The following is an 18,549-nucleotide window of genomic DNA, read 5'->3' as shown; positions in this document are numbered from 1 at the left end:
TGGCCTCTTCTTAGACGAATATGTGCCGTACAGCTTCAATCGCCCCAACGATGCCATTGACCACCCCGCCTACAGCTGTAATACCCTCAAGGAGCGATTTTGCTGTCTGAAGGTGATCCAGGATAGTCTTCTTGTTAGGTTGTGTCTCTTCTGCCTCTAGCGCTGCTTTGGTGAGTTGATAGTCAACGTCAGTGGCTTTCTTTTTATCAATGGAGCCGTCCTGTTTCGCTTGCTGTACTGCTTCCTTGAGTTTTTCTAATTCTGCTATCAAATCGGCTGGCTGATTCACAGTGTCAAAATGAATATCCCGGCCAGCGTTGTACTGATTGCCCTGAATGCGTTGCCCACGCTGATCAGAACTTGCCATGCTTCCTCCTGAAGCCATTAGGTAAATAAGAAACGTGAAGAAGTATTTTGTATCATTCAAGGAGTATAGCAAGAAAATGAACGGTTGTATAGGGAAAGTGGATGTATCTCTTTATGTTCTTGGTTTTGTGAGCAAGGTTTTCCTGTTATCAAAGCTATTCGGTGGCGGAAGGCAAGGAGACGGTTTGGGTGGAGGGTGTGGACGTGAAGGCTTGGAAGGATGGGATGTGGCGTTGGGAGCGAGGGAGTGCCTCGAACTGCTTAGAGGCGTGAGAGAGGATGGCGAGGGCATCTGAGGCCCGGGTGTTGAGGAGGAAGCGGCTGGGGAAGTTATAAAAGGCATGCTTTTTTTTCTGCTGAATGGCAAACTTCATATGAGTAGTTGAGCTTCCAGAGCGGCCAGATACGCGACAGGATCTTTGCGAAAGCGAAACTGCTGCCGACGGCACTCTTCTCGATGCTGCAATTGGGCACGCAGGTCCCGCCAGCGCTGATAATCGGTGGGTTGCAGATCCTCTGGGAGGAAGACCTGGTGCTTGCAGACCACGGCCGTAATGACACGGACCGAACCACGTACCACCACGCCAGCAATAGCGCCGCGTCGCCCTGTTGCCCTCCGCTCATGGACGCGTGCCACGCCAAAGCAGCCTTCTAGATCATTGTTGGTGGCAGGTAACCCCTCCACGTCATAACATGCAAACAAATCAACCGCGAAGTTGTCCGTCAGGTGACAAAAATGCGGCTGTGTTGCAAAAAATCAGGAGGAGATGCAACGACGTTCTTTCTTGTTCAGCTTAGGCAGCCACTCCAAACAAGCTGGAAACAAGGATTACCTGACTGAGGATATCCCCTTTACCTACATCTTTCATCTGTCCTTTCCTGATCATATGCATCGCTTCATATCCCTGTAAGGTTCGCCATGCGGTCTCGAATGAAAAGAAGCCCAACCCAGGCTTGACGCGTCGTTTGATGAAGCGGTGATCCTGTTCGACCAGGTTGTTAAGATACTTGCTTTGCCGCAATTCACAAGCAATGGCAAGCGTTCCTGTCGCTTTCAATTCGGTCACGGCCTTGGGATAGGCTGCGTTTTTATCGACCGTAATCACGCGAGGAATCACCGTGTGGGAGGCACCAAGGGCTTTCGCGAAAAAGCGCTTGGCGGCTTCTGCATCACGAGTAGCGCTCAGATGGAACTCCAGAGTCTTCCCTTAGGAATCCACGGCACGGTAAAGATACATCCAGGTTCCCTTGATCTTTACATACGTCTCATCCACCCGCCACGAATCAGTTGTCCCCTTGAGATGCGGCCGGCAACGCTTTTCCAACTCAGGAGCATACCTTTGGACCCAGCGGTACATCGTGGTGTGGTCAATACGCAAACCCCGTTCCAACATCATCTCCTCCAGATCCCGGTAGCTCAATGAATAACGGAGATACCAGCGCACGCAGAGAAGAATAATCTCTGCTTCAAAATGACGCCATTTGAAGGGGTGCTGCTCTGCCATGACTGTTCTCTTGTTTTTCTTTTCTCATTATTTTGACAGATCAGCTTTCTTTTTGCAACACAGCCGTATATACCGCCCAGGGTTTCTCAAAAGTCTGGGAGGGAGTGAAAAAGAAGAGTCAATCCAGTAGAATGCATATACTCAAAAAAACAAAGCATTCAAGGAGCGACTCACGATGGACTATACAACATTCTTGGAAAAAAACAAGACGGAGGAATTGCCTTGGCCAACTCAGATGCCATCCCTGTATCGGGCCTGCCAACAGATGGTAGATGGAAGGAAGGCACGAGGAAAGCGCTATGACCTTGCGGGAGTCCTGCTCGTGTTGGTATGGGCGAAGTTGGCAGGAATGAGCAGTGTACTGGCAGTCAGTCAATGGGCAAAGGATCAGGAAAAGATCATCCGTAGAAGTGTAGGTATTGGCTGGAAGGGGATGCCGTGTGCCAATACCTACAGCTACGTCCTGGCCCGCTTAGACAGCCAACAGGTCAACGCCCATCTCGCCGCGTGGTTTGTGCGCCAGATGGCCCAGCACCCAGCGGGAGGGTCAAACGATCACCACACGCATCTCGCAATTGATGGCAAAGCGCTCAAAAGCACCGGCGAGCAGGCCTATGGAGGAGACGCTCCGCAACAACATCTGTTGCATCTGTATGAAGCCGAAACCGGGGTGGTGCTTGAGCAGATCCCGATTGGCACCAAGACCAATGAAGTTGGAGCACTCAAACCCTTCTTGACCGAAGTGACGTGCAAAGGGCGAGTGATGACCGCGGATGCCGCTCAGAGCTATCATGAGATAACTCGGTTGGTCAAACGAGCAGGAGGTGAGGTGATTCTCATCATCAAGGACAATACGCCCGTTGCTCGTGCCGATCTCGAACTCTTTTTTGAAGACCCGCAGGCGGATCAGCACACCTGGCAATCATACACGCAGGTTGAAAAGGGTCATGGTCGTTTGGAACGTCGATGGATACGCTGCAGTCCTGATCTCAATAGCTTCTTCTTTCAAGACTGGGGCGAGATTGGACAGGTCTTTCGCTTGCAACGAGAACGAACCGTCAAAGGAGAACAGAGTTGCGAAGTGGTCTATGGCCTGACGACCCTGCCCATGCATCGATGTTCCCCCGAACAGCTTCTCCGCTACATCCGAGCGCATTGGAAAGTGGAGAATCATCTTCATTGGCGTCGAGATGCCTTGTTGGGAGAGGACCGCTGCCGCGTCCGTTGTATTCCGGTCATGGAAATGCTTGCGGTGCTCAATACGGTGGTTCTTTCTTTGATGAATGCTCATCGGGTTTCTACGGTCGCTCGTCAACTCCGTCGTTTTGCCTCTCATCCAGAGGAAGCGCTTCCCTGGTTGCTTCAAGACTTTTGAGAAACCCTGATATACCGCCTTGGCCCGCGTCGAAGTCGACCACCTCATGAAAGGACAGCGACCATGGTAGGACTGCTTCTCATTGCGGCTGTGGTGGTGATTGTGCTCGTTGCCTATTGGCCGAAGAGTGCGCAGGAAGAACCGCGAGACACCACGGCGCAAGACTGGCTTGAGGCCGAAGAGCGCGGCGACGTGACCATTCTTGACGATCCCGACAGTGATCACCCAACCGTCGCGTTTCGGCGGCGAAGATAACACAGATGGTATAACCAGCCCTTATAGCACTAGCTGTAAGGGCTGTGAAAGTTGAACTAGCTGGACTGTTGTATTCGTACTGCTTGTTCCTTACGAAGATACATTGGATTGACGTACAAAGTAGTGGCTCCGCAATTCAGGCAAGCTAATGCTTGCAAACGAACTTCTTGGGAGGCGCTTTTAAGGTTGACGAGCATCCACGGACTACATTCCACTGGTATACGTTGATCACCACATGCTGGGCAAAGCAATGGGTCTTGCTCTCTCATAAATAAGTAACCCCTTTCATAAAGATAACTCTTTTTTCTACACTCCTCTTTTGCAAAAATAGTTTTAGCCAGCCCTTATAGCACCTGCTATAGCTGTCTCTCTCAATTTGTCGATGGCACACTCTCGAAAGACAGCAAACCTGCAGAATTGCACCACTCTATATTCCTCAAAGGAGCCTATAAAGCGGTGCAATTCTGCAGGTTGTAAATTACTTGATCTGGAAACAAACTGAGTGTGAAATGGATCGAAGAGATATAGGATGTTTAGAGGCGCCCCGCACCCTGTGGACGTCGATAACGCAGAATGGCATGCCATTCTGCTCCTAGCACAGTCTCAATAGCAGGATCCGAGGTGATAAGTAACGCTAGATGATCGAGTGCATGTGCCAGAACATTCTGATGTGTGATATGTGCAGGGGGATGTAAATTATTCCCTTGGGCCAGATGCAGATCTCCTATTGGTTCTTGTGTCATATGTGCTGCTTCAAGCCATGTATCAAGGAGCTGCCCCTGAGGCAGAATAGCAAGATAGGTGAGTAATAAGTGATCCTCAGCCTCTTCATAGCGCCACGAGGTTGAATGCACAACACTCTTCTCTGGCTGGAATTCTTCACGCAAGGAGCGTGTGAGAGCTTGAATGATTTGAGTATTAGGATGAAGGTGTGGCTGGTGAGGAATCATCCAGGGAGTGAGTCGCGAAGCATGTTGATCTTGAAGGAGGACAACATGCTGTTCACGAAGTGTGATCGGAAAAACTTCATACGAGATTTCTGTCATACACGTTCTAGTTCCCTCTAGTAAATAGTATTCGCTAGCTTACACCTAGTTGCCTTATGAGGAAACAGTGTAAATGGCCTCATAAGTCTGAAGCAAACGAAGAGAAATTTGTAGTTCTATTCTAACGAGAGCACCTTGTGCAAGCCAGAGGGAAATGGGGACAGATTCTTTTTCGTCACGTAATGACTCCTATCTCTAGTTTCTTAATTTTATCATTGATGTCACTTAACCAGCCCTTATAGCAACTGCTGTAAGGGCTTTCCTTATGGAGAAGGTCATGAGAGATTTGTTTGATACCTATTGCCACATCTGTAGAAAACGTGCGCAGTGTAAGCCTTTTGTGCGTAAGCCAGATCAGGCCAGTAAGCCACAAATACGCCTTCTCTGTCCCAACTGTTGGGCAAAAGAGGATGCTCTACGGAAGTGAGACATTGTTGGGGCGCGGTCTAGTAACACGCGCCCCTCTTTTTACACCTTCCTGTGGTGTCGTTTCGCTTCTGAAGCGTTAAGAACGTAGGTTTGAAATGGTAAGTTTAATTTGGCTTTTAAAGGTCTCTTTGCATGTGAATAAGAGAATTAAATGAGGGAGTTTTGCGACAGCTGCTGCCTGCTTATTTTCAATCAAGTGCTGTTTAAAGCGATCAAGTAGCAATTAATGGTACGAGAATTAGGTTCATGCGCACTTTGTGTGGAAAGCTCTGACATATCAAAAAGAGAATTATAGAAAATGCTCAAGAGGAGCCCATCCGCCAGATATCACTCCTTTTCCGGCATGCCTGCTCCACACAAAGTGCGCATGAACCAGAATTACCTCATTTAATTCTCGTATTTTACACCTTGAATCGGATCACGAATATCACGTCTGTTTTCATGGTGAAAGGGCACAGTAAACGAGAAATGCCACTGACCTGCCAGGGCAGCGTTCGATTTGCCGGTCTCCACTAGCTGGTGTATATCCAAGGTAAGAGCAAGAGTTGTTGCCCCCGCCGGAACCAGAAAAGCTGGTTGCAACATATAACAGTGGGTAACGCCATTCTGTGGAGCATCACATTGTGTAGCAGTAAGCACCTCCTGCTTCTGTGATGTTGGGCTCTTTAAATCATACGAACCTAGAAGAAAACTTCTGTTTGCCTGCGCTGAAGCGATGTCATAGGCAATGACTGTACGCCCCTGATCGGCATAGACCTTCGTCACAGTGATCATGACGCTCTGATCGCTCTGTGTTTGTCAGATTGACTCATACAGGTTAACATCACCAAAGAGCGAATTCCACACCATATTTTTACTCCTGCATTTAGTAAAGACTTGTAGCTTAGGTCTAGAAAGGAGAAGACCAATGTTATTGTAGACGTAAAGTTCAAATGGAGATAAAAACTAACTTTATATGCTTGCCTAGCTGACAATGCAAGGCAGGCATATTTTATATGGAGTTAATGTATGCAAGCCAAGAGGTTGTGTTGCAAGAAATTTAAAGAAAAGAAGATGAGTAAGAAATATCCCTTTCTACTTTGTTTAAGCAACCACCCCAAACAATTGAGTGACGAATGTTGCTTGGGCTTCTGCATCCCCTTTGTCTACCCCTTGCAACTGTCCTTTCCTGATCATGTTCATCGTTTCGTACCCTTGAAGGATTCGCCTTGCCGTCTCGAACGAGAAAAAGCCCATCCCGGGCTTGGCTAGGCGTTTAATAAAACGATGGTCTTGTTCAACCAGATTGTTAAGATATTTGACTTGTCTCAACTCACAGCTTTCGGGGAGATGTCCTCTTGCTTTGAGCTCGTTGAATGCTTTGGGATAGGCTGCGTTTTTGTCCACATTGATCACTCGTGGTTCAGCAGTATGAGGGGCGGCAAGGGTTTTCAGAAAGAAACGCTTGGCGGCTTCTCCGTCTCTGGTTGGGCTGAGTACGAAGTCGAGTGTCATTCCCTGCGCATCAACCGCTCGATACAGATAGACCCATTCTTTTTTCACTTTGATGTAGGTCTCATCAACCCGCCAGGAATCCGATGTGGTTTTCAAATAGGGACGACATCGCCGCTCCAATTCTGGCGCATAATGCTGAACCCAGCGGTAGATGGTCGTGTGATCAACGTATAAGCCTCGCTCCATCATCATCTCTTCGAGGTCTCGATAGCTCAACGAATAGCGCACATACCAGCGAACACAGAGCAAAATGATCTCAGACTGGAAGTGACGCCATTTAAAGGGATTTTGACTTTGGATACGCATAAAGGAGACCTCTTTCGCTTTTCCCTCCACTCTAGCAGATCAGCTTCCTTTTTTGCAACACAACCCCTCTTTGAGCCTGCTGCATACCATGAGAGAAAGCAGGGAATGATCTCTTGCACTATAGTAAAGCCATACCAGACACATACAGCAGCAGCCACCGCGCCAATACCAGCCAGTGGCCAATTTTTACGAGTAAAAAACATCGGGATGAGCGTTCTTTGAAAAGGAGTCGTAGAGATAGAATGGACCAGTAATGTGAAAGGACCAAGAGATGGCTGATGAAAAAAAGACTTCCGAAGCGCAGCGCGTCAAGGAAGCTTCAAAAAATGAATCCAAGGGTTCTCATTGGTATGATTGGCTTTCGCACTCGTTTCTCCTTCTTGTGGTTGGGGCCATCATTTCGAGCTATCTCATTCCATCTCTCACACGGGGTTGGCAGGACCACCAAAAGGAACTTGAACTTAAAACGGCGTTAGTCAACCAAATCACGGATGCTACGACGAGTACACTCACAGAAGCAGAACTCATTGGCGCTGGAGCAGAGAGCAAAGATCAGGAGAAACGCAGCGATCGCATCAATAGTGTCTATCGAGACTGGATGACCAAGGGAGCGACAATTCGGGCAGAACTGGAAGCATATTTCCCTAGAACCCAGCTGTCAGAAGATTGGTTCAAGTATTATGGACTTGTGCATGATTACTATCTCTTCGTCCAATCTACAACCATACCCGTTGATAAAAATCAATTTTGGGAGGCAATTCACGCATATTTCGATTACTATCACATCAACACTGGGATCGACTGGAGAACCATGAGCGGAAACAGTTCGGGCCTTCTTATGCAACAACTCAGGCTGCAAATGGATAAGCAGGTCCAGCACATTCTCAGCTTACATATTTCAACCTACTGATCCCTACCCCTCTTCTGTCAGAAAGGGAGGGAGGCGTGAAAATCGTTCATGATGGAAACGAGTGCGGCAAAGCCGGAGTGGAGATCAGGGATATCAAAGACCATCAGCCAGGGGGAAATGAGAGAGTAGAACACATAAGGCTGGAGAATGAGCCGCAGGTTGTTGAGCAGGTTCTTCCATCCCTGCCTCGAATCCCACCACACATGCCCAGAGAAGCGGTCAGATGCAGCCTCTGGAGCAGGCGCTTGGGCACTGGCTTGAGGAAGCGGCTCGAGCCACTCACACGTTTGGTGGTGGAAAACGGGACTGTAGAGGCTCACCAGCAGGTAGGCGCAGCACACGAGCTCCCACCAGCGCTCGATCGAGGTGTAATCGGTGACCCGGTAATCAGCCCAGCCCAGTTCATTCTTCGCCTGTTTGAAGCCATACTCAATCCAGGTCCGCAACCCGTAGGTGTCGCCAAGCGTTTTTCGCAGGTTCCCTTGCAGATTGGTCATCACATACGACGTGCTTTGCGTCGGCATCGTCTTGGGATCGGTCGTGAGCAGATAGAAACGGACGCTCAAGCGTTGGCCATAGATCACCTCGCGGATGAAGCGGGTTTGCGACTTCCCGTTGGAAAAGGTCCGCTCGAAGGGAAGCCAGGTGGTGTAACGGATGCGCTGACCAGGCGGGAGCCACATGCCGTGATTGTCGCGAATGGCCAGGACGTAGGTGAGATGTCGCTTTTCCAGTTCCCGCACAAACTGGGTACTCTCGCCATACAAGCTGTCTGCCAACACGACGTCAAACTGAAAGCCCCAGGCTTGCAGTTCCTCGATGATCTCGACCGCCAACTCCGGTTTGGTCTTGTACTGGTCCTCTCCCTTGAGGCGCTTGTCAGGTTTGAACACGCGAAAGAGCAACGGAAAGGTTATCTGATCGAGGACCCCATAGGCATTGACCGAGACGATGCCATTCTCGATTTTGCCCAGGTTGCCGATGTATTGCGAGGCCGCATACTCGGTTGTCTTCCCTTTCTTCTTGTCGCCTGTCTCATCAATACAGAGCGCGAAGGATCGGCCAGCAAGAGCCTGTCGTAACAACTGGAGTCGTCTGCTTCGCACCTCTTGCACATCCCAGAGACCATTGGCGACAAAATGATGGAGCGCCTGGGCGTCAACCTCTCCACAGATTTTGGCGATGGCTGGCAACGTCTTGCGCTTGATCTCCGACAAGAGTCCCAGATGGATATATTTGAAATGCTCAAAACTGCGCACGTCAGGGAAGACATCCTCATAGCACGTACAATACTCGTCGATAAAGGCCACTGTGGGGGCTGCTTGTCTTGCTACCGTCATCTCCCATCACCTCTTTCTGCTCCAATACCTTTTCTCCTTCTCCTTTCAGTCTATCCCTCCCTGACAAAAGAGGGCTACAGCGAGGATCAAAAGGCTTGAGCCTCAAACTGCTGTGATTCTGTAAAGGTGGGTTCCCCATCACGTGCCAGATACCCACAGTGCGTAAACCAGCCACGAGCATCCTGAGCCGTGATCACCTCCAGAGCTTGAGCAATCGCCTGGTACAGAGCTTCCCGTGTGCGAGCGCCTCTGCGCCGTAAGCAGGTTTTCAGCTTGGAGAATGCCTGCCCGATGGGCGAGAGATCTGGCGAGTAGGATGGCAAGTACAGCAAACGACATCCTCTGGCTTCGATTGCCTGACGAACATACCTGCCCTGGTGCGTGCTCAAATTGTCCATGACGACCGTTTGCCCATCGTGTAAGCTGGGAGCCAGAACCTGCTCGATGTCCACCTCAAAGGCACAGGCATCCTCCGCGCCATCAAGTATGAACGCCTCACCCATCCCCTGTAAAGACAGCGAAGCGATCAAGGTGGTATTGGTTCCGTAGTTGCGGGGAACGTTGCCCACTGCCCGCACGCCTTTGGGAGCGCGGGCATACAAGGAGGTTAGAGCCAGATGGGTGGAGCATTCATCGACAAACACCCATTGGTCGTGCTGTTGTTGACCGGCCTGGACTCGCCAGGCTGCTCGCGCCTCCTCATCCCGCTCGGAGGCCACCAACGTCTTTTTTTTCGTGTCCAGCCCAGGCTCCTGATGGCACGGCCCATCGTCGCAGGACTGACTTGCTGACCATGCGTGGCTTCCCAGATCTGGCAGTGTTCGGGAAGGGTCGCCTCCCGGTGGGCTTCCAATTGGCTCCATAACTCCGCTCGTAAGGCATCTCCTTTGGCTGCTGGACGACCGGGAATCGATTTTGGCGCCAGATCACCCGTTTCTCGTTGTTGGTTCACGTAGCGTTTGATGGTGGCGCGCGAAACCCCAAACAGATGGATGATTTCCTCGCGGGGCCGGCCTTCCTCGACGGCGCGCACCACTCGTTCTCTCAGGTCTGTTGAATAGGCTCTCATGTATCTAGCCTACTCTTCGGTTCAAAACTTATGCGTACCGCTGTAGACTGGAAGGGTTGCACATTGGCGCGACAATAGGTGGGCGCGATCTCCCTCGCCCGGTTCCAAATACACGTTCCCCAACGACTATAGGGCAGGGGAGTCTCGGCCTAGCACCACACGAGCAGGAGAGACGTGCGCTCCCACCATCCACGCAGTCGATCGTCGATACGAGAGAGGGAAAGGACAACCTCTACAGCAGCAGCAGCAGCAGCCAATCCCTCCGCAGATCGATCACCTCCTCCAGCACGTCAGATCCTCCTCTTCCTTGACTACAGGAAATAGATTCACGCACCTTATAATGACTCAAAAATACTACATAGCAGGTACTCTTCTTGACAGATCCCGAGAAAAGCTGCCACAATCCTCCTGAATACATGGAGGAAAATCAATCAATGGTAACATCTCCCAGTAAACAGTTGGGCACCAGTTGCGTAGCCAACATGAGTAGTGTCGCCTTCCAGGGGGAGCGGGGAGCCTTTGGGGACGAGGCTGCACAGGCATATTTCCGCCAGGAGGGTCAGCAAGAAGCGTCCTTTCAGCCCCATCATAGCTTCGCTGATGTCTTTCACGCTGTCAGCGCGGGCGAGGTGGATTACGGTATCGTCCCTCTAGAGAACTCGCAAGCTGGCAGTATCAATGACGTGTATGACTTACTGGTTCAGCATGATATCTATGTGATTGGAGAGATTCTCTATCCGGTCAATCATTATTTATTATGCCTGCCAGGCCAGCAACTAGGAGCGATCCAACAGGTCATCTCCCATCCACAAGCGCTTGCGCAGTGTGATGTTTTTTTGCGAGAGCTCGGAGTGAAAACAGTAGCCACCTACAATACTGCGGGCAGCGCCAAAACCATTCGCGATGGACAGCTTCAAGGCGTCGCGGCAATTGCCAGTGTAGCGGCGGCTCAACTTTATGGGTTAGAGGTTCTAGCCGAGAGCATTCAAACCATCAAAGAAAACTACACGCGCTTCATCGCACTCAGTCGCAAACCAACGTTACGCCTCCCAGGTCCGACAAAAACGATGCTCGCTCTGGCCATCATGCACCAACCTGGTGCACTCTCTCGCTGCCTGGGTGCCCTGGCAGCAAGACAGATTAACCTGCTCAAACTCAGCTCGCGCCCAGCGCGCCAGAGATCCTGGGAATACATCTTCTTTCTCGATATTGAGGGGCATCGCGATGATCCAGCTATGTGTCGTGCGCTGGCAGATCTGGCGGGGTATACCACAACGTGCAAGGTGCTTGGCTCATTCACGCAAACCGCCATGGAGCAAAGCTGAGAGAGCGATGACATGAAGCATCCTGGCCTTCATATTCCACATCCTGATACAATACCCCTGAAACTCCAGCAGAAAGGGAAAGAAATGGGCAGAGAGCGCAAACGTATGCCTGCTGTGCTGATCGCTATCATGTGCTCTGGCGGGTTGCCGCCATCGTGGAGACAAACCATTGGTGCGCTCTTGATGTCGAAACCACCGGACTGGGATGGAAAGACCAGGTCATCGAGGTCGGCGGGCAGCATGATGGCGATGCGATATAACATAATTGATTGGATCTGCTTACTACGTGTTTGATTGCCGATGTTGAAGCGAGCCTCTCCCAGGCTTGCAAACCTGGGAGAGGCTCGCTTCCATGAGCAAAACCTGCTGTTAGATGCCTGTTCCAGACGTCTGTGTCGCTATAGAGGTGTGGTTACATGTGGATGAATTGGAGGACGAAGGTGTGCATCCCGTCTGAGGCGGATTGTTCGGGTCATTAGTGTACTGGTCATCGCTGTAGACAATCGAGGCCATGCCTGTGAGAGGATTCGCCGCTATCCCAAAATCATCGTAGAGGTCCCGATTCCCTGTACAACTGATACCACCCTCACAGACACCACCATAGTGAATGATTGGCGTTGGTTGCATCTGGCTGAAACTACTGCCAGCGGTTGTCGCCTTGAGATTCTGTGCGAAGTACACATACCATGCCGCACTCATTGGATAGGTATCAGGTTGGGTCGTCCCATCAGAATACGACGTCCCATACCAGACAATATCAATATGGCCTGCCTGATTGGCAATGCTCCAAGGCATAATGGCCGTATTGGATGGGGCCGAGTTGACCCTGGTGGGTGCCGACCACGTCGTCGCATGCGTCGTCGAGAAACTATAGGAGACGTTGTGGTTGTCGCTGTACACAGAATACACATTTCCCCCACGGTCAACACTCATGTTCACAAACTGGTGCCCATAGCTCACCGTGGTATCCGGATTATTGTAGATCACGTGGTCCGTGAAGGTCTTGCCCCCGTCGGTAGAAACGGCCACCCACACCACATGATAGCCGCAGGAACCCGCTTGACTGCAAGCAACCTCGCCAGCATTCGCGATGCCGCTAAAGGTCTGGTAGATGATGTGACTGCGTGGATCGATCACCAGATTCCCGATCGCGTTGTTCTGAGCAAGGAAGGCATGGGTGGGGTCAAACGCCTCTCCCAACTGCGTAAAGGTCGTTCCCGCATCGTAGCTGCAATTGACGTCAATGTTGAAGGTTGCCACATCATGATACGAGATGCAGACCTTCGAGGCTTGATCTGCCGCAATCCATTCGCGGTCATCACCAGGAACAGTCGCGCTGGTTGGGTTCAGCTTCCAGGTCTTGCCCGCATCCATAGATGTACTGACATCGATGTTGGCCAGATTTAAGCTGGCCACATAGACAGTATAGTTGCCTGATCCATTCTTGGCCGGCGCTGTGGCGAGATCAGTATCACCACCGCCGGGCGCAACGGGCGCCCCCTGCGACACGGCGTTGGGTGAGGCGAGGGCCGTATAATGACGCCCACTGTCAGTTGACCGCCAGGCTTGAGTTCCCGCACCCAGTCCATTTTCCGAGGAAGCATAGAAGTGTCCGGCCATATCTGCCCGAATCTGTGGTTCAGCCGCATTATTGGTACAACTTGCCCCACCACCAGGACAGGTGACGCTGGGGGTACTCGAAAGCTCAAAGATCGTGAAGACAAATCCGCTTGCGGAAACGCCAGGTGTCGAGGAAAATACAAAGACACTGAGCAGGGCTAGAACAAATGCTGCCAGTCCTGAAATGGACCGGCGTAACAAAGTACTCAAAGTGTACCCTCCTTCTGCATTCTCATGACGACAATTTCGCGATGCAGGTGTCAGGGGTGTGCTCAGTCAAGGACATATCCCTCGCTTATCTCCTTCGCCAACCTTGCGGTTGGCGAAGGAGATGACTTTTCCCCATCATCGCTAGAAGCAAAAACGAGGAGCATGTGCAAGAAACGAGCAATACATCTTGAGAGAATGAAGATATTGCTTCTATCTCCTGGAAACTCCCTTCCCTTAAGATACGTTACAAACGAATAAACCGTTTAGGGATCTAAACGTATCTAAAACGTATTTAGCCTCAACACCAACTCCAACTGGTGCTTTGAGATGGACCAAATCTTTAAAACGCATACAGTGTGTCGTAAAATGAGCAGCGCATCCCGGTAGACAAAAGTAAGAAGAAATGGCTCCTGGTGTTCTTTCAGAGCCTTTTTTGCCTTTTCTCGTAGGGGATCGAACTGATCAAGAACGAATGGAGGAACGGAGCGGGGAAGCGTTTGGGGACTCTCGTTTGGGACCGTTTAGGCATATCCTCTTTTGCTCTTTTCTCCCAACTGTAGCAGATCGATAGACTTCTTGCCACACAAGCAGTAGAAGTGACATACGCACCCTATATTTATCACACTATCAGTAAAAAATCTGTACATTAATAATGATGAGTATATTACATTATACAAACTCATCCTTTGTGTATTTTGTCGTCGAGAAGTGGTACCATCCGGCTACATTGCAGATGGCGTGAGCTAAAGACTATTTCGAGAGTAGTATACTATCCATAGTTTCAAGAACGCCTATGCAATGGGAACGTTCTTGGACGTTTGGGAAAGATCGCTTCCCATATATCCCCGTCGCGATTCCATGCGAACAGAGTGGCTACGATGCCTTGCTATGGGAAGGCTGGTCGACCTGAACTTGATACTAGTGATCCATCTCTCATGAGATGGCAGATCACTCGTCTTTTAGTCGTTTGTCAAGGAGGATTTGTTTTTATGTTCGACGAGAAAAATCCCATGTTCCAGGAGTTGACCGATGAGGATCTGGACCAGGTTGCTGGCGGCTCCGGTCTGTTTGGCGGTGTCGTGGGCTCGGTCTTGAATACAGTCAACGGTACCGCTTCAAATGCCACGACGATGGCGACGTCAACAAGCCTCCCTCTTGCGACTGGTGGTGTGAACGTTGGCGTGCAGACTCTAGCCGGTAGCGTGAACCTTGGTCTTGGCACTGATCTCGGCCTCTAGCAGCGCAAAGATCGATGGAACGCAGGGAAAACGTCTAGGCGTTTTCTATTTGCTCTGTCATATGATCTCTCAAATGCGGCTCTGCTCGTAGTCACTGGGAAATGCATTGCGAGCAGAGTTTCTCCAGCCGGTTGGTAAGTTGTTCGAAGCACTTACCAACCGGCGCTCATTTTACCATGTTTTCTATGACCTCTTCAAATCGTTCGATTTTTCGTGAAGATGCTTATAAGCGGCATCTTCAGAAGCAAAAACAGAGCATTATCCTACGCCTGGCGACACCTCCAGTGTGGATTTTTGCCTGGCTGCTTTTGCTCTGTTTCCTGGGAGCCAGTCTCCTGGCGTGGAGAACGCAGGTCCCAGTTTTCGTGGGAGGGCAGGGGATTTTGACGCGACAAAACTCCACACATGGAGCGATCATCGTCGCGGTGCTCTTTGTGCCAGTGAGCCAACAAAAGCAAATCCATCCCGGTCAAACTGTCGAATTACGTGTTGGCCCAAAGGCGGTTTCTTTACGCGGTGTCGTTGCGTCTCTTGAATCACACGTGATGAGTCCTCTGGATATACGCACTCGTTTTCAGCTTCAAGGTGAGAGCGCGTCGATGGTTGCTGAGCCTTCTGTAACGGCGGCTCTGCGTCTTGATGCTACGCTCTCAGCCAATCTCTATGCAGGAAGTACCTTTTCAGCTCGTGTCCAGGTGGGATCACAGAGTGTGCTTTCCCTGTTGCCTGGCCTCAACCAACTCGTTTCGTAGTTGGATAACCCAATACCAACTGTTTCTCTCTGTACGACCACTTCAAGGGTGAGTAGGCCATTTCCTATGCGCCTTTTTTCATTACCGGGAGGATACTATGCTCATAGGGGGATGCTGTGCTTATGGAAGAACACACACCAAAGGGATATGAGACCGCTCGGGCCATTTATGATGCCCATCAGACAAGCAAGAGGCAGAAAGCTGTGCAGCCTCGATTATCACTGCCCAGTCATGAACAGGGGGAGAGTGGGTGTTTGCCGTCTGCGCCAGTTGCTCCGATACCCACAAGCGCTGAAACTCCTACCCATCCCATGAGAGCGCTCAAAGAACTCGTAGTAGAGTCCGCACGACCCGTGGCATCTATTAAAACCATGGTGATTGATCCCTCGCGCTTATTCTCAACTGAAGAAGTGCAGACACCTTCGGGACCGCGCTTGCTTGCCTTACCCAGCCATCACAGAAGCACAGGCGTCTCGAGATCAGTTTCACCCAGCCCGCAGACTGCTAAGCACAGTACGACGCATCCGGCCATACTGTCGCTACCCAGCCGACAGAAAGAGGCCGTGCCGTCGAGGAATAGACAGCGTGTCGACGTCGCCAGTTCCTCTCAAGGTCGACCCGTTCCCTCTGTGCAATCCTCGCAGGAGCGCCAGCAACCGCGACAAGCAACGGAAAAGGCGCGCACCCAGGAACCTGCTCGTCCTCGCCGTCTGAAGCGCCTCCGTCGTGTTCCTGCAATGCGACAGATGACCGCGGTTGAATGTGGAGCGGCTTGCCTGGCGATGATTCTCACCTACTATGGGTGCGCCACACGTGTTTCGGATGTGCAGGAGCGATGTGGAGTCGGTCGGGATGGCTTGTCCGCGCGTGCCATTGCGAAATCCGCGCGCCAGTATGGATGCAAGGTGCGCGCGGTCTCGTTAAAGGTCGAGGATTTCCGTTTTGTCTCACTTCCGGCTATCATTCACTGGGAGTTTAATCATTTTGTGGTTGTTGAACGCTGGTCGAAGAGGTATGTTGACCTTGTTGATCCGGCCGTTGGGCGTCGACGCATCACCCACGCCGAGTTTGAAGAAGGCTTCACTGGCGTCGTCCTTATGGTCGAGCCAGGACCTCAGTTTACGCGGCAATCTTCCCAGCGTTCGTTCTCTCTGGGGACGTATGCACGTTCCATGTTGTCTCTCCGCGGCATTCTCGTCCAAATCATCGGTGCGTCGCTGCTGTTGCAGTTGCTTGGTCTTTGCGCCCCCCTTCTGACAGCAGTGGCGGTCGATACGATCATTCCATCCGCGAATCGAGATCTTCTCATGCTGCTTGGCGTTGGAATGCTCCTGTTGATTTTCGCGCAAGGGGTCACGAAGCTTTTGCGTGCCACGTTGATTATTTATCTGCAAACGCGCATTGATGTGCACATGACGCAGCACTTCTTTACCCATTTGCTCAGTTTGCCATACCGCTTTTTCCAGCTTCGCTTAAGTGGTGATTTGCTTTCCCGTATGAGCAGTAACGCTGCGATCCGCGATCTTCTCTCCAGCCAATTGATCTCGACAGTGCTCGATAGCAGCAGCGTGCTTCTTTCTCTGATAGCCTTGATCTGGTTATCCAAACTGATTGCGGGTGTGACCGTACTCATTGGCGCGTTTCAGATTGGCTTGCTGCTGCTCACTGCTCCATCTGTGCGTAGGCTTATGCAACGCGAGCTCATGGCCCAGGGGAAAGCTCAGGGCTACTTGAATGAAACTCTGGCTGGCATCGCTACCCTCAAGGCTGCTGGCGCTGAAGAGCGCGCATTCGACCGCTGGACGAATTTGTACTTTGAGCAGATGAATATCTCCATTCGCCGCAATTATCTTGTCTCGTTGATTGGGGTAGTCTTCGAATTGCTTTACAATCTTTCCCCCACGCTCTTGCTCTGGATTGGAACGCTGCAAGTCATCAATGGCGCGATGCCTCTTGGCACGATGTTCGCGCTTAATACGCTGGCAAACCTCTTCCTGATGCCGCTCAGTTCGCTGGCATCGAGTGGACAGAAATTGCAGATTGCTGGCGCCCACTTCGAGCGCATCGCCGATGTGCTTGAGGCCGAACCTGAGCAAGATCCGCAGCAGGTGCGTACACCGCCAACACTGACTGGTCGTATCGAGGTTCGCAATGTGCGTTTCCAGTATGCACCACACACGCCGCTGATTTTGAACGATATTACGGTGAATATTGCTCCTGGACAGCGGGTTGCGCTGGTTGGGAGAACAGGCTCAGGCAAAAGCACATTGGGGAAATTATTGATTGGGCTGCTCACGCCAACGCAAGGGACGATCGCGTTTGATGGAATACCACTACAAGAGTTGAACTATCGCGAGGTTCGCAGTCAGTTTGGAGTCGTTCTGCAAGAATCGTTCATCTTTAGCGGCTCCGTACGCGAAAACATCGCGCTCAATCATCCAGAGATGGACATGGCACAGGTGATGAGAGCAGCACAATTGGCAGCCATCCATGAGGATATCGAGAAGATGCCCATGGGGTATGAGACGTTACTGTCTGAGGGAGGAAGTTCTTTTTCCGGTGGGCAGCGCCAGCGACTGGCCCTGGCTCGTGCCCTGGCTCACCAGCCAGCCGTCCTTTTATTAGATGAGGCAACAAGCGCGCTCGATGTCACGACCGAGCACGCGGTAGAACAGAATCTCTCGCGCTTCTCCTGTACACAGGTCGTCATTGCGCACCGCTTAAGCACCATCCGCAACGCGGATCTGATCCTGGTGCTGGATCAAGGGCGTATCGTGGAGCAAGGGTCTCATGAAAGGCTCCTGCGTCATGGAGGCTACTATGCCCAACTGATCCAGAGCCAGATTGAAAGCGGTGAGATCGAAGCGGCGTAGCATGGTTTCAAAGCAGATTTCCTTCGTCAACGGCCATAAGAACCAACGCTGGCCTGGTTTCGTCCCCATGTGGAGAGTCGGGTCAGCGGTGGCTCTTACCAGGGCTTTTCAGTATACAGTTTTCCCGTGAAATGCTTATTTTGCAGAAGAGCAGCCAGCCCTTTCGGCGGAGCTTCTGCCTCTTCCTCCTTGATGACAGACTCGGTGAGATTGCGACCGCTATTCCCTTTTTTCTCCAACAACTCATAGATGTCACCCAGTATTTCTTCCACGTCGTGAGGTTCTCTACACCTACCTCCATTAATGAAATGGGATGAGTATAACCCGACTCTCACATGTATCATCATTCCCCGGATCCGGAGAAGGCGAATTTGAAGAGATGCGAAAAAAGCTTTGTAGCGTTTTTTTCTTTTGCCGCTACAAAGCTTCACGACGA

Annotated in this window: 18 protein-coding genes and 1 pseudogene; 7 read left to right on the top strand and 12 right to left on the bottom strand. The window is 51.1% G+C overall.

Features of this window, described 5'->3' with window-relative positions:
- Positions 1-10 precede the first annotated feature (10 nt).
- The 4 genes and pseudogenes from JMJ16_RS13370 to JMJ16_RS13355 form a co-directional block, all read right to left on the bottom strand.
- The gene (locus JMJ16_RS13370; protein ID WP_201381946.1) at positions 11-367 is read right to left on the bottom strand and encodes a hypothetical protein; all 357 of its coding nucleotides are present in this window, start codon (positions 365-367) and stop codon (positions 11-13) included.
- A 154-nt stretch (positions 368-521) separates the two neighbouring features.
- Complete coding sequence (locus JMJ16_RS13365; RefSeq protein WP_201381944.1) at positions 522-740, bottom strand: hypothetical protein; 219 nt, start codon at positions 738-740, stop codon at positions 522-524.
- Positions 737-1,051 carry a hypothetical protein gene (locus JMJ16_RS13360; protein ID WP_201381942.1) on the bottom strand — a complete coding sequence of 105 codons (315 nt, stop codon included), beginning with the start codon at positions 1,049-1,051 and terminating at the stop codon, positions 737-739. Before JMJ16_RS13360 ends, JMJ16_RS13365 begins: the two co-directional genes overlap by 4 nt.
- Positions 1,052-1,160: 109 nt before the next feature.
- Positions 1,161-1,871 (bottom strand): annotated as a pseudogene (locus tag JMJ16_RS13355) (IS6 family transposase).
- Positions 1,872-2,046: 175 nt separating this feature from the next.
- Here JMJ16_RS13355 and JMJ16_RS13350 point away from each other — a divergent pair.
- Positions 2,047-3,246, top strand: a complete 1,200-nt coding sequence (locus JMJ16_RS13350) for an ISAs1 family transposase (RefSeq protein ID WP_236601456.1) — start codon at positions 2,047-2,049, stop codon at positions 3,244-3,246.
- A gap of 63 nt (positions 3,247-3,309) precedes the next feature.
- Positions 3,310-3,501 carry a hypothetical protein gene (locus tag JMJ16_RS13345; protein WP_201381940.1) on the top strand — a complete coding sequence of 64 codons (192 nt, stop codon included), beginning with the start codon at positions 3,310-3,312 and terminating at the stop codon, positions 3,499-3,501.
- A gap of 533 nt (positions 3,502-4,034) precedes the next feature.
- On the opposite strand, the gene JMJ16_RS13340 is transcribed toward JMJ16_RS13345, so the two are convergent.
- From JMJ16_RS13340 to JMJ16_RS13330, 3 genes are all read right to left on the bottom strand, one after another.
- Positions 4,035-4,547, bottom strand: a complete 513-nt coding sequence (locus tag JMJ16_RS13340) for a hypothetical protein (RefSeq protein ID WP_201381938.1) — start codon at positions 4,545-4,547, stop codon at positions 4,035-4,037.
- Positions 4,548-5,363: 816 nt separating this feature from the next.
- On the bottom strand, positions 5,364-5,750 hold the full coding sequence (locus tag JMJ16_RS13335; RefSeq protein WP_201381937.1) for a hypothetical protein: 387 nt from the start codon (positions 5,748-5,750) through the stop codon (positions 5,364-5,366).
- 309 nt (positions 5,751-6,059) lie between these two features.
- Positions 6,060-6,770 carry an IS6 family transposase gene (locus JMJ16_RS13330; protein WP_201382860.1) on the bottom strand — a complete coding sequence of 237 codons (711 nt, stop codon included), beginning with the start codon at positions 6,768-6,770 and terminating at the stop codon, positions 6,060-6,062.
- 277 nt (positions 6,771-7,047) lie between these two features.
- Between JMJ16_RS13330 and JMJ16_RS13325 the strand changes: the two genes are divergently transcribed.
- Positions 7,048-7,686, top strand: a complete 639-nt coding sequence (locus JMJ16_RS13325; protein ID WP_201381935.1) for a hypothetical protein — start codon at positions 7,048-7,050, stop codon at positions 7,684-7,686.
- Positions 7,687-7,703: 17 nt separating this feature from the next.
- Here the strand turns inward: JMJ16_RS13325 and JMJ16_RS13320 are convergent, their stop codons facing one another.
- The 3 genes from JMJ16_RS13320 to JMJ16_RS54190 form a co-directional block, all read right to left on the bottom strand.
- The gene (locus tag JMJ16_RS13320) at positions 7,704-9,026 is read right to left on the bottom strand and encodes an IS701 family transposase (protein ID WP_201381933.1); all 1,323 of its coding nucleotides are present in this window, start codon (positions 9,024-9,026) and stop codon (positions 7,704-7,706) included.
- A gap of 86 nt (positions 9,027-9,112) precedes the next feature.
- Entirely contained in the window at positions 9,113-9,745 is a 633-nt protein-coding gene (locus tag JMJ16_RS54195) for an IS630 family transposase (protein WP_374228957.1), read from the bottom strand.
- Positions 9,634-10,095 carry an IS630 transposase-related protein gene (locus tag JMJ16_RS54190; RefSeq protein ID WP_236601455.1) on the bottom strand — a complete coding sequence of 154 codons (462 nt, stop codon included), beginning with the start codon at positions 10,093-10,095 and terminating at the stop codon, positions 9,634-9,636. The genes JMJ16_RS54195 and JMJ16_RS54190 overlap by 112 nt, the downstream gene beginning before the upstream one ends.
- Positions 10,096-10,529: 434 nt before the next feature.
- Between JMJ16_RS54190 and pheA the strand changes: the two genes are divergently transcribed.
- Positions 10,530-11,420, top strand: a complete 891-nt coding sequence (gene pheA / locus JMJ16_RS13310) for a prephenate dehydratase (protein WP_236601454.1) — start codon at positions 10,530-10,532, stop codon at positions 11,418-11,420.
- Between the two features lie 369 nt (positions 11,421-11,789).
- Here the strand turns inward: pheA and JMJ16_RS13305 are convergent, their stop codons facing one another.
- Positions 11,790-13,250 carry a hypothetical protein gene (locus tag JMJ16_RS13305; protein WP_201381931.1) on the bottom strand — a complete coding sequence of 487 codons (1,461 nt, stop codon included), beginning with the start codon at positions 13,248-13,250 and terminating at the stop codon, positions 11,790-11,792.
- 989 nt (positions 13,251-14,239) lie between these two features.
- Between JMJ16_RS13305 and JMJ16_RS13300 the strand changes: the two genes are divergently transcribed.
- The 3 genes from JMJ16_RS13300 (at position 14,240) to JMJ16_RS13290 (ending at position 18,113) form a co-directional block, all read left to right on the top strand.
- Positions 14,240-14,488 (top strand): bacteriocin, encoded by a 249-nt coding sequence (locus JMJ16_RS13300; protein WP_201381929.1) that lies wholly within the window; start codon positions 14,240-14,242, stop codon positions 14,486-14,488.
- Positions 14,489-14,673: 185 nt separating this feature from the next.
- On the top strand, positions 14,674-15,240 hold the full coding sequence (locus JMJ16_RS13295; RefSeq protein ID WP_201381927.1) for a hypothetical protein: 567 nt from the start codon (positions 14,674-14,676) through the stop codon (positions 15,238-15,240).
- 122 nt (positions 15,241-15,362) lie between these two features.
- Complete coding sequence (locus JMJ16_RS13290) at positions 15,363-18,113, top strand: peptidase domain-containing ABC transporter (protein WP_201381925.1); 2,751 nt, start codon at positions 15,363-15,365, stop codon at positions 18,111-18,113.
- A gap of 95 nt (positions 18,114-18,208) precedes the next feature.
- On the opposite strand, the gene JMJ16_RS13285 is transcribed toward JMJ16_RS13290, so the two are convergent.
- A complete protein-coding gene (locus tag JMJ16_RS13285) occupies positions 18,209-18,385 on the bottom strand; it encodes a hypothetical protein (RefSeq protein WP_201381916.1) in 177 nt (58 codons plus the stop codon).
- Positions 18,386-18,549 lie beyond the last annotated feature (164 nt).

Source organism: Ktedonobacter sp. SOSP1-52, from assembly GCF_016587395.1.
This window is presented reverse-complemented; position numbering and strand designations above follow the sequence as displayed.

Coding starts and splice junctions, on each gene's coding strand:
- JMJ16_RS13370 (WP_201381946.1), bottom strand. CDS start 367: ATGGCAAGTTCTGATCAGCGTGGGCAACGCATTCAGGGCAATCAGTAC.
- JMJ16_RS13365 (WP_201381944.1), bottom strand. CDS start 740: ATGAAGTTTGCCATTCAGCAGAAAAAAAAGCATGCCTTTTATAACTTC.
- JMJ16_RS13350 (WP_236601456.1), top strand. CDS start 2,047: ATGGACTATACAACATTCTTGGAAAAAAACAAGACGGAGGAATTGCCT.
- JMJ16_RS13345 (WP_201381940.1), top strand. CDS start 3,310: ATGGTAGGACTGCTTCTCATTGCGGCTGTGGTGGTGATTGTGCTCGTT.
- JMJ16_RS13340 (WP_201381938.1), bottom strand. CDS start 4,547: ATGACAGAAATCTCGTATGAAGTTTTTCCGATCACACTTCGTGAACAG.
- JMJ16_RS13335 (WP_201381937.1), bottom strand. CDS start 5,750: ATGATCACTGTGACGAAGGTCTATGCCGATCAGGGGCGTACAGTCATT.
- JMJ16_RS13325 (WP_201381935.1), top strand. CDS start 7,048: ATGGCTGATGAAAAAAAGACTTCCGAAGCGCAGCGCGTCAAGGAAGCT.
- JMJ16_RS13320 (WP_201381933.1), bottom strand. CDS start 9,026: ATGACGGTAGCAAGACAAGCAGCCCCCACAGTGGCCTTTATCGACGAG.
- JMJ16_RS54190 (WP_236601455.1), bottom strand. CDS start 10,095: ATGAGAGCCTATTCAACAGACCTGAGAGAACGAGTGGTGCGCGCCGTC.
- pheA (WP_236601454.1), top strand. CDS start 10,530: ATGGTAACATCTCCCAGTAAACAGTTGGGCACCAGTTGCGTAGCCAAC.
- JMJ16_RS13300 (WP_201381929.1), top strand. CDS start 14,240: ATGTTCGACGAGAAAAATCCCATGTTCCAGGAGTTGACCGATGAGGAT.
- JMJ16_RS13295 (WP_201381927.1), top strand. CDS start 14,674: ATGACCTCTTCAAATCGTTCGATTTTTCGTGAAGATGCTTATAAGCGG.
- JMJ16_RS13290 (WP_201381925.1), top strand. CDS start 15,363: ATGGAAGAACACACACCAAAGGGATATGAGACCGCTCGGGCCATTTAT.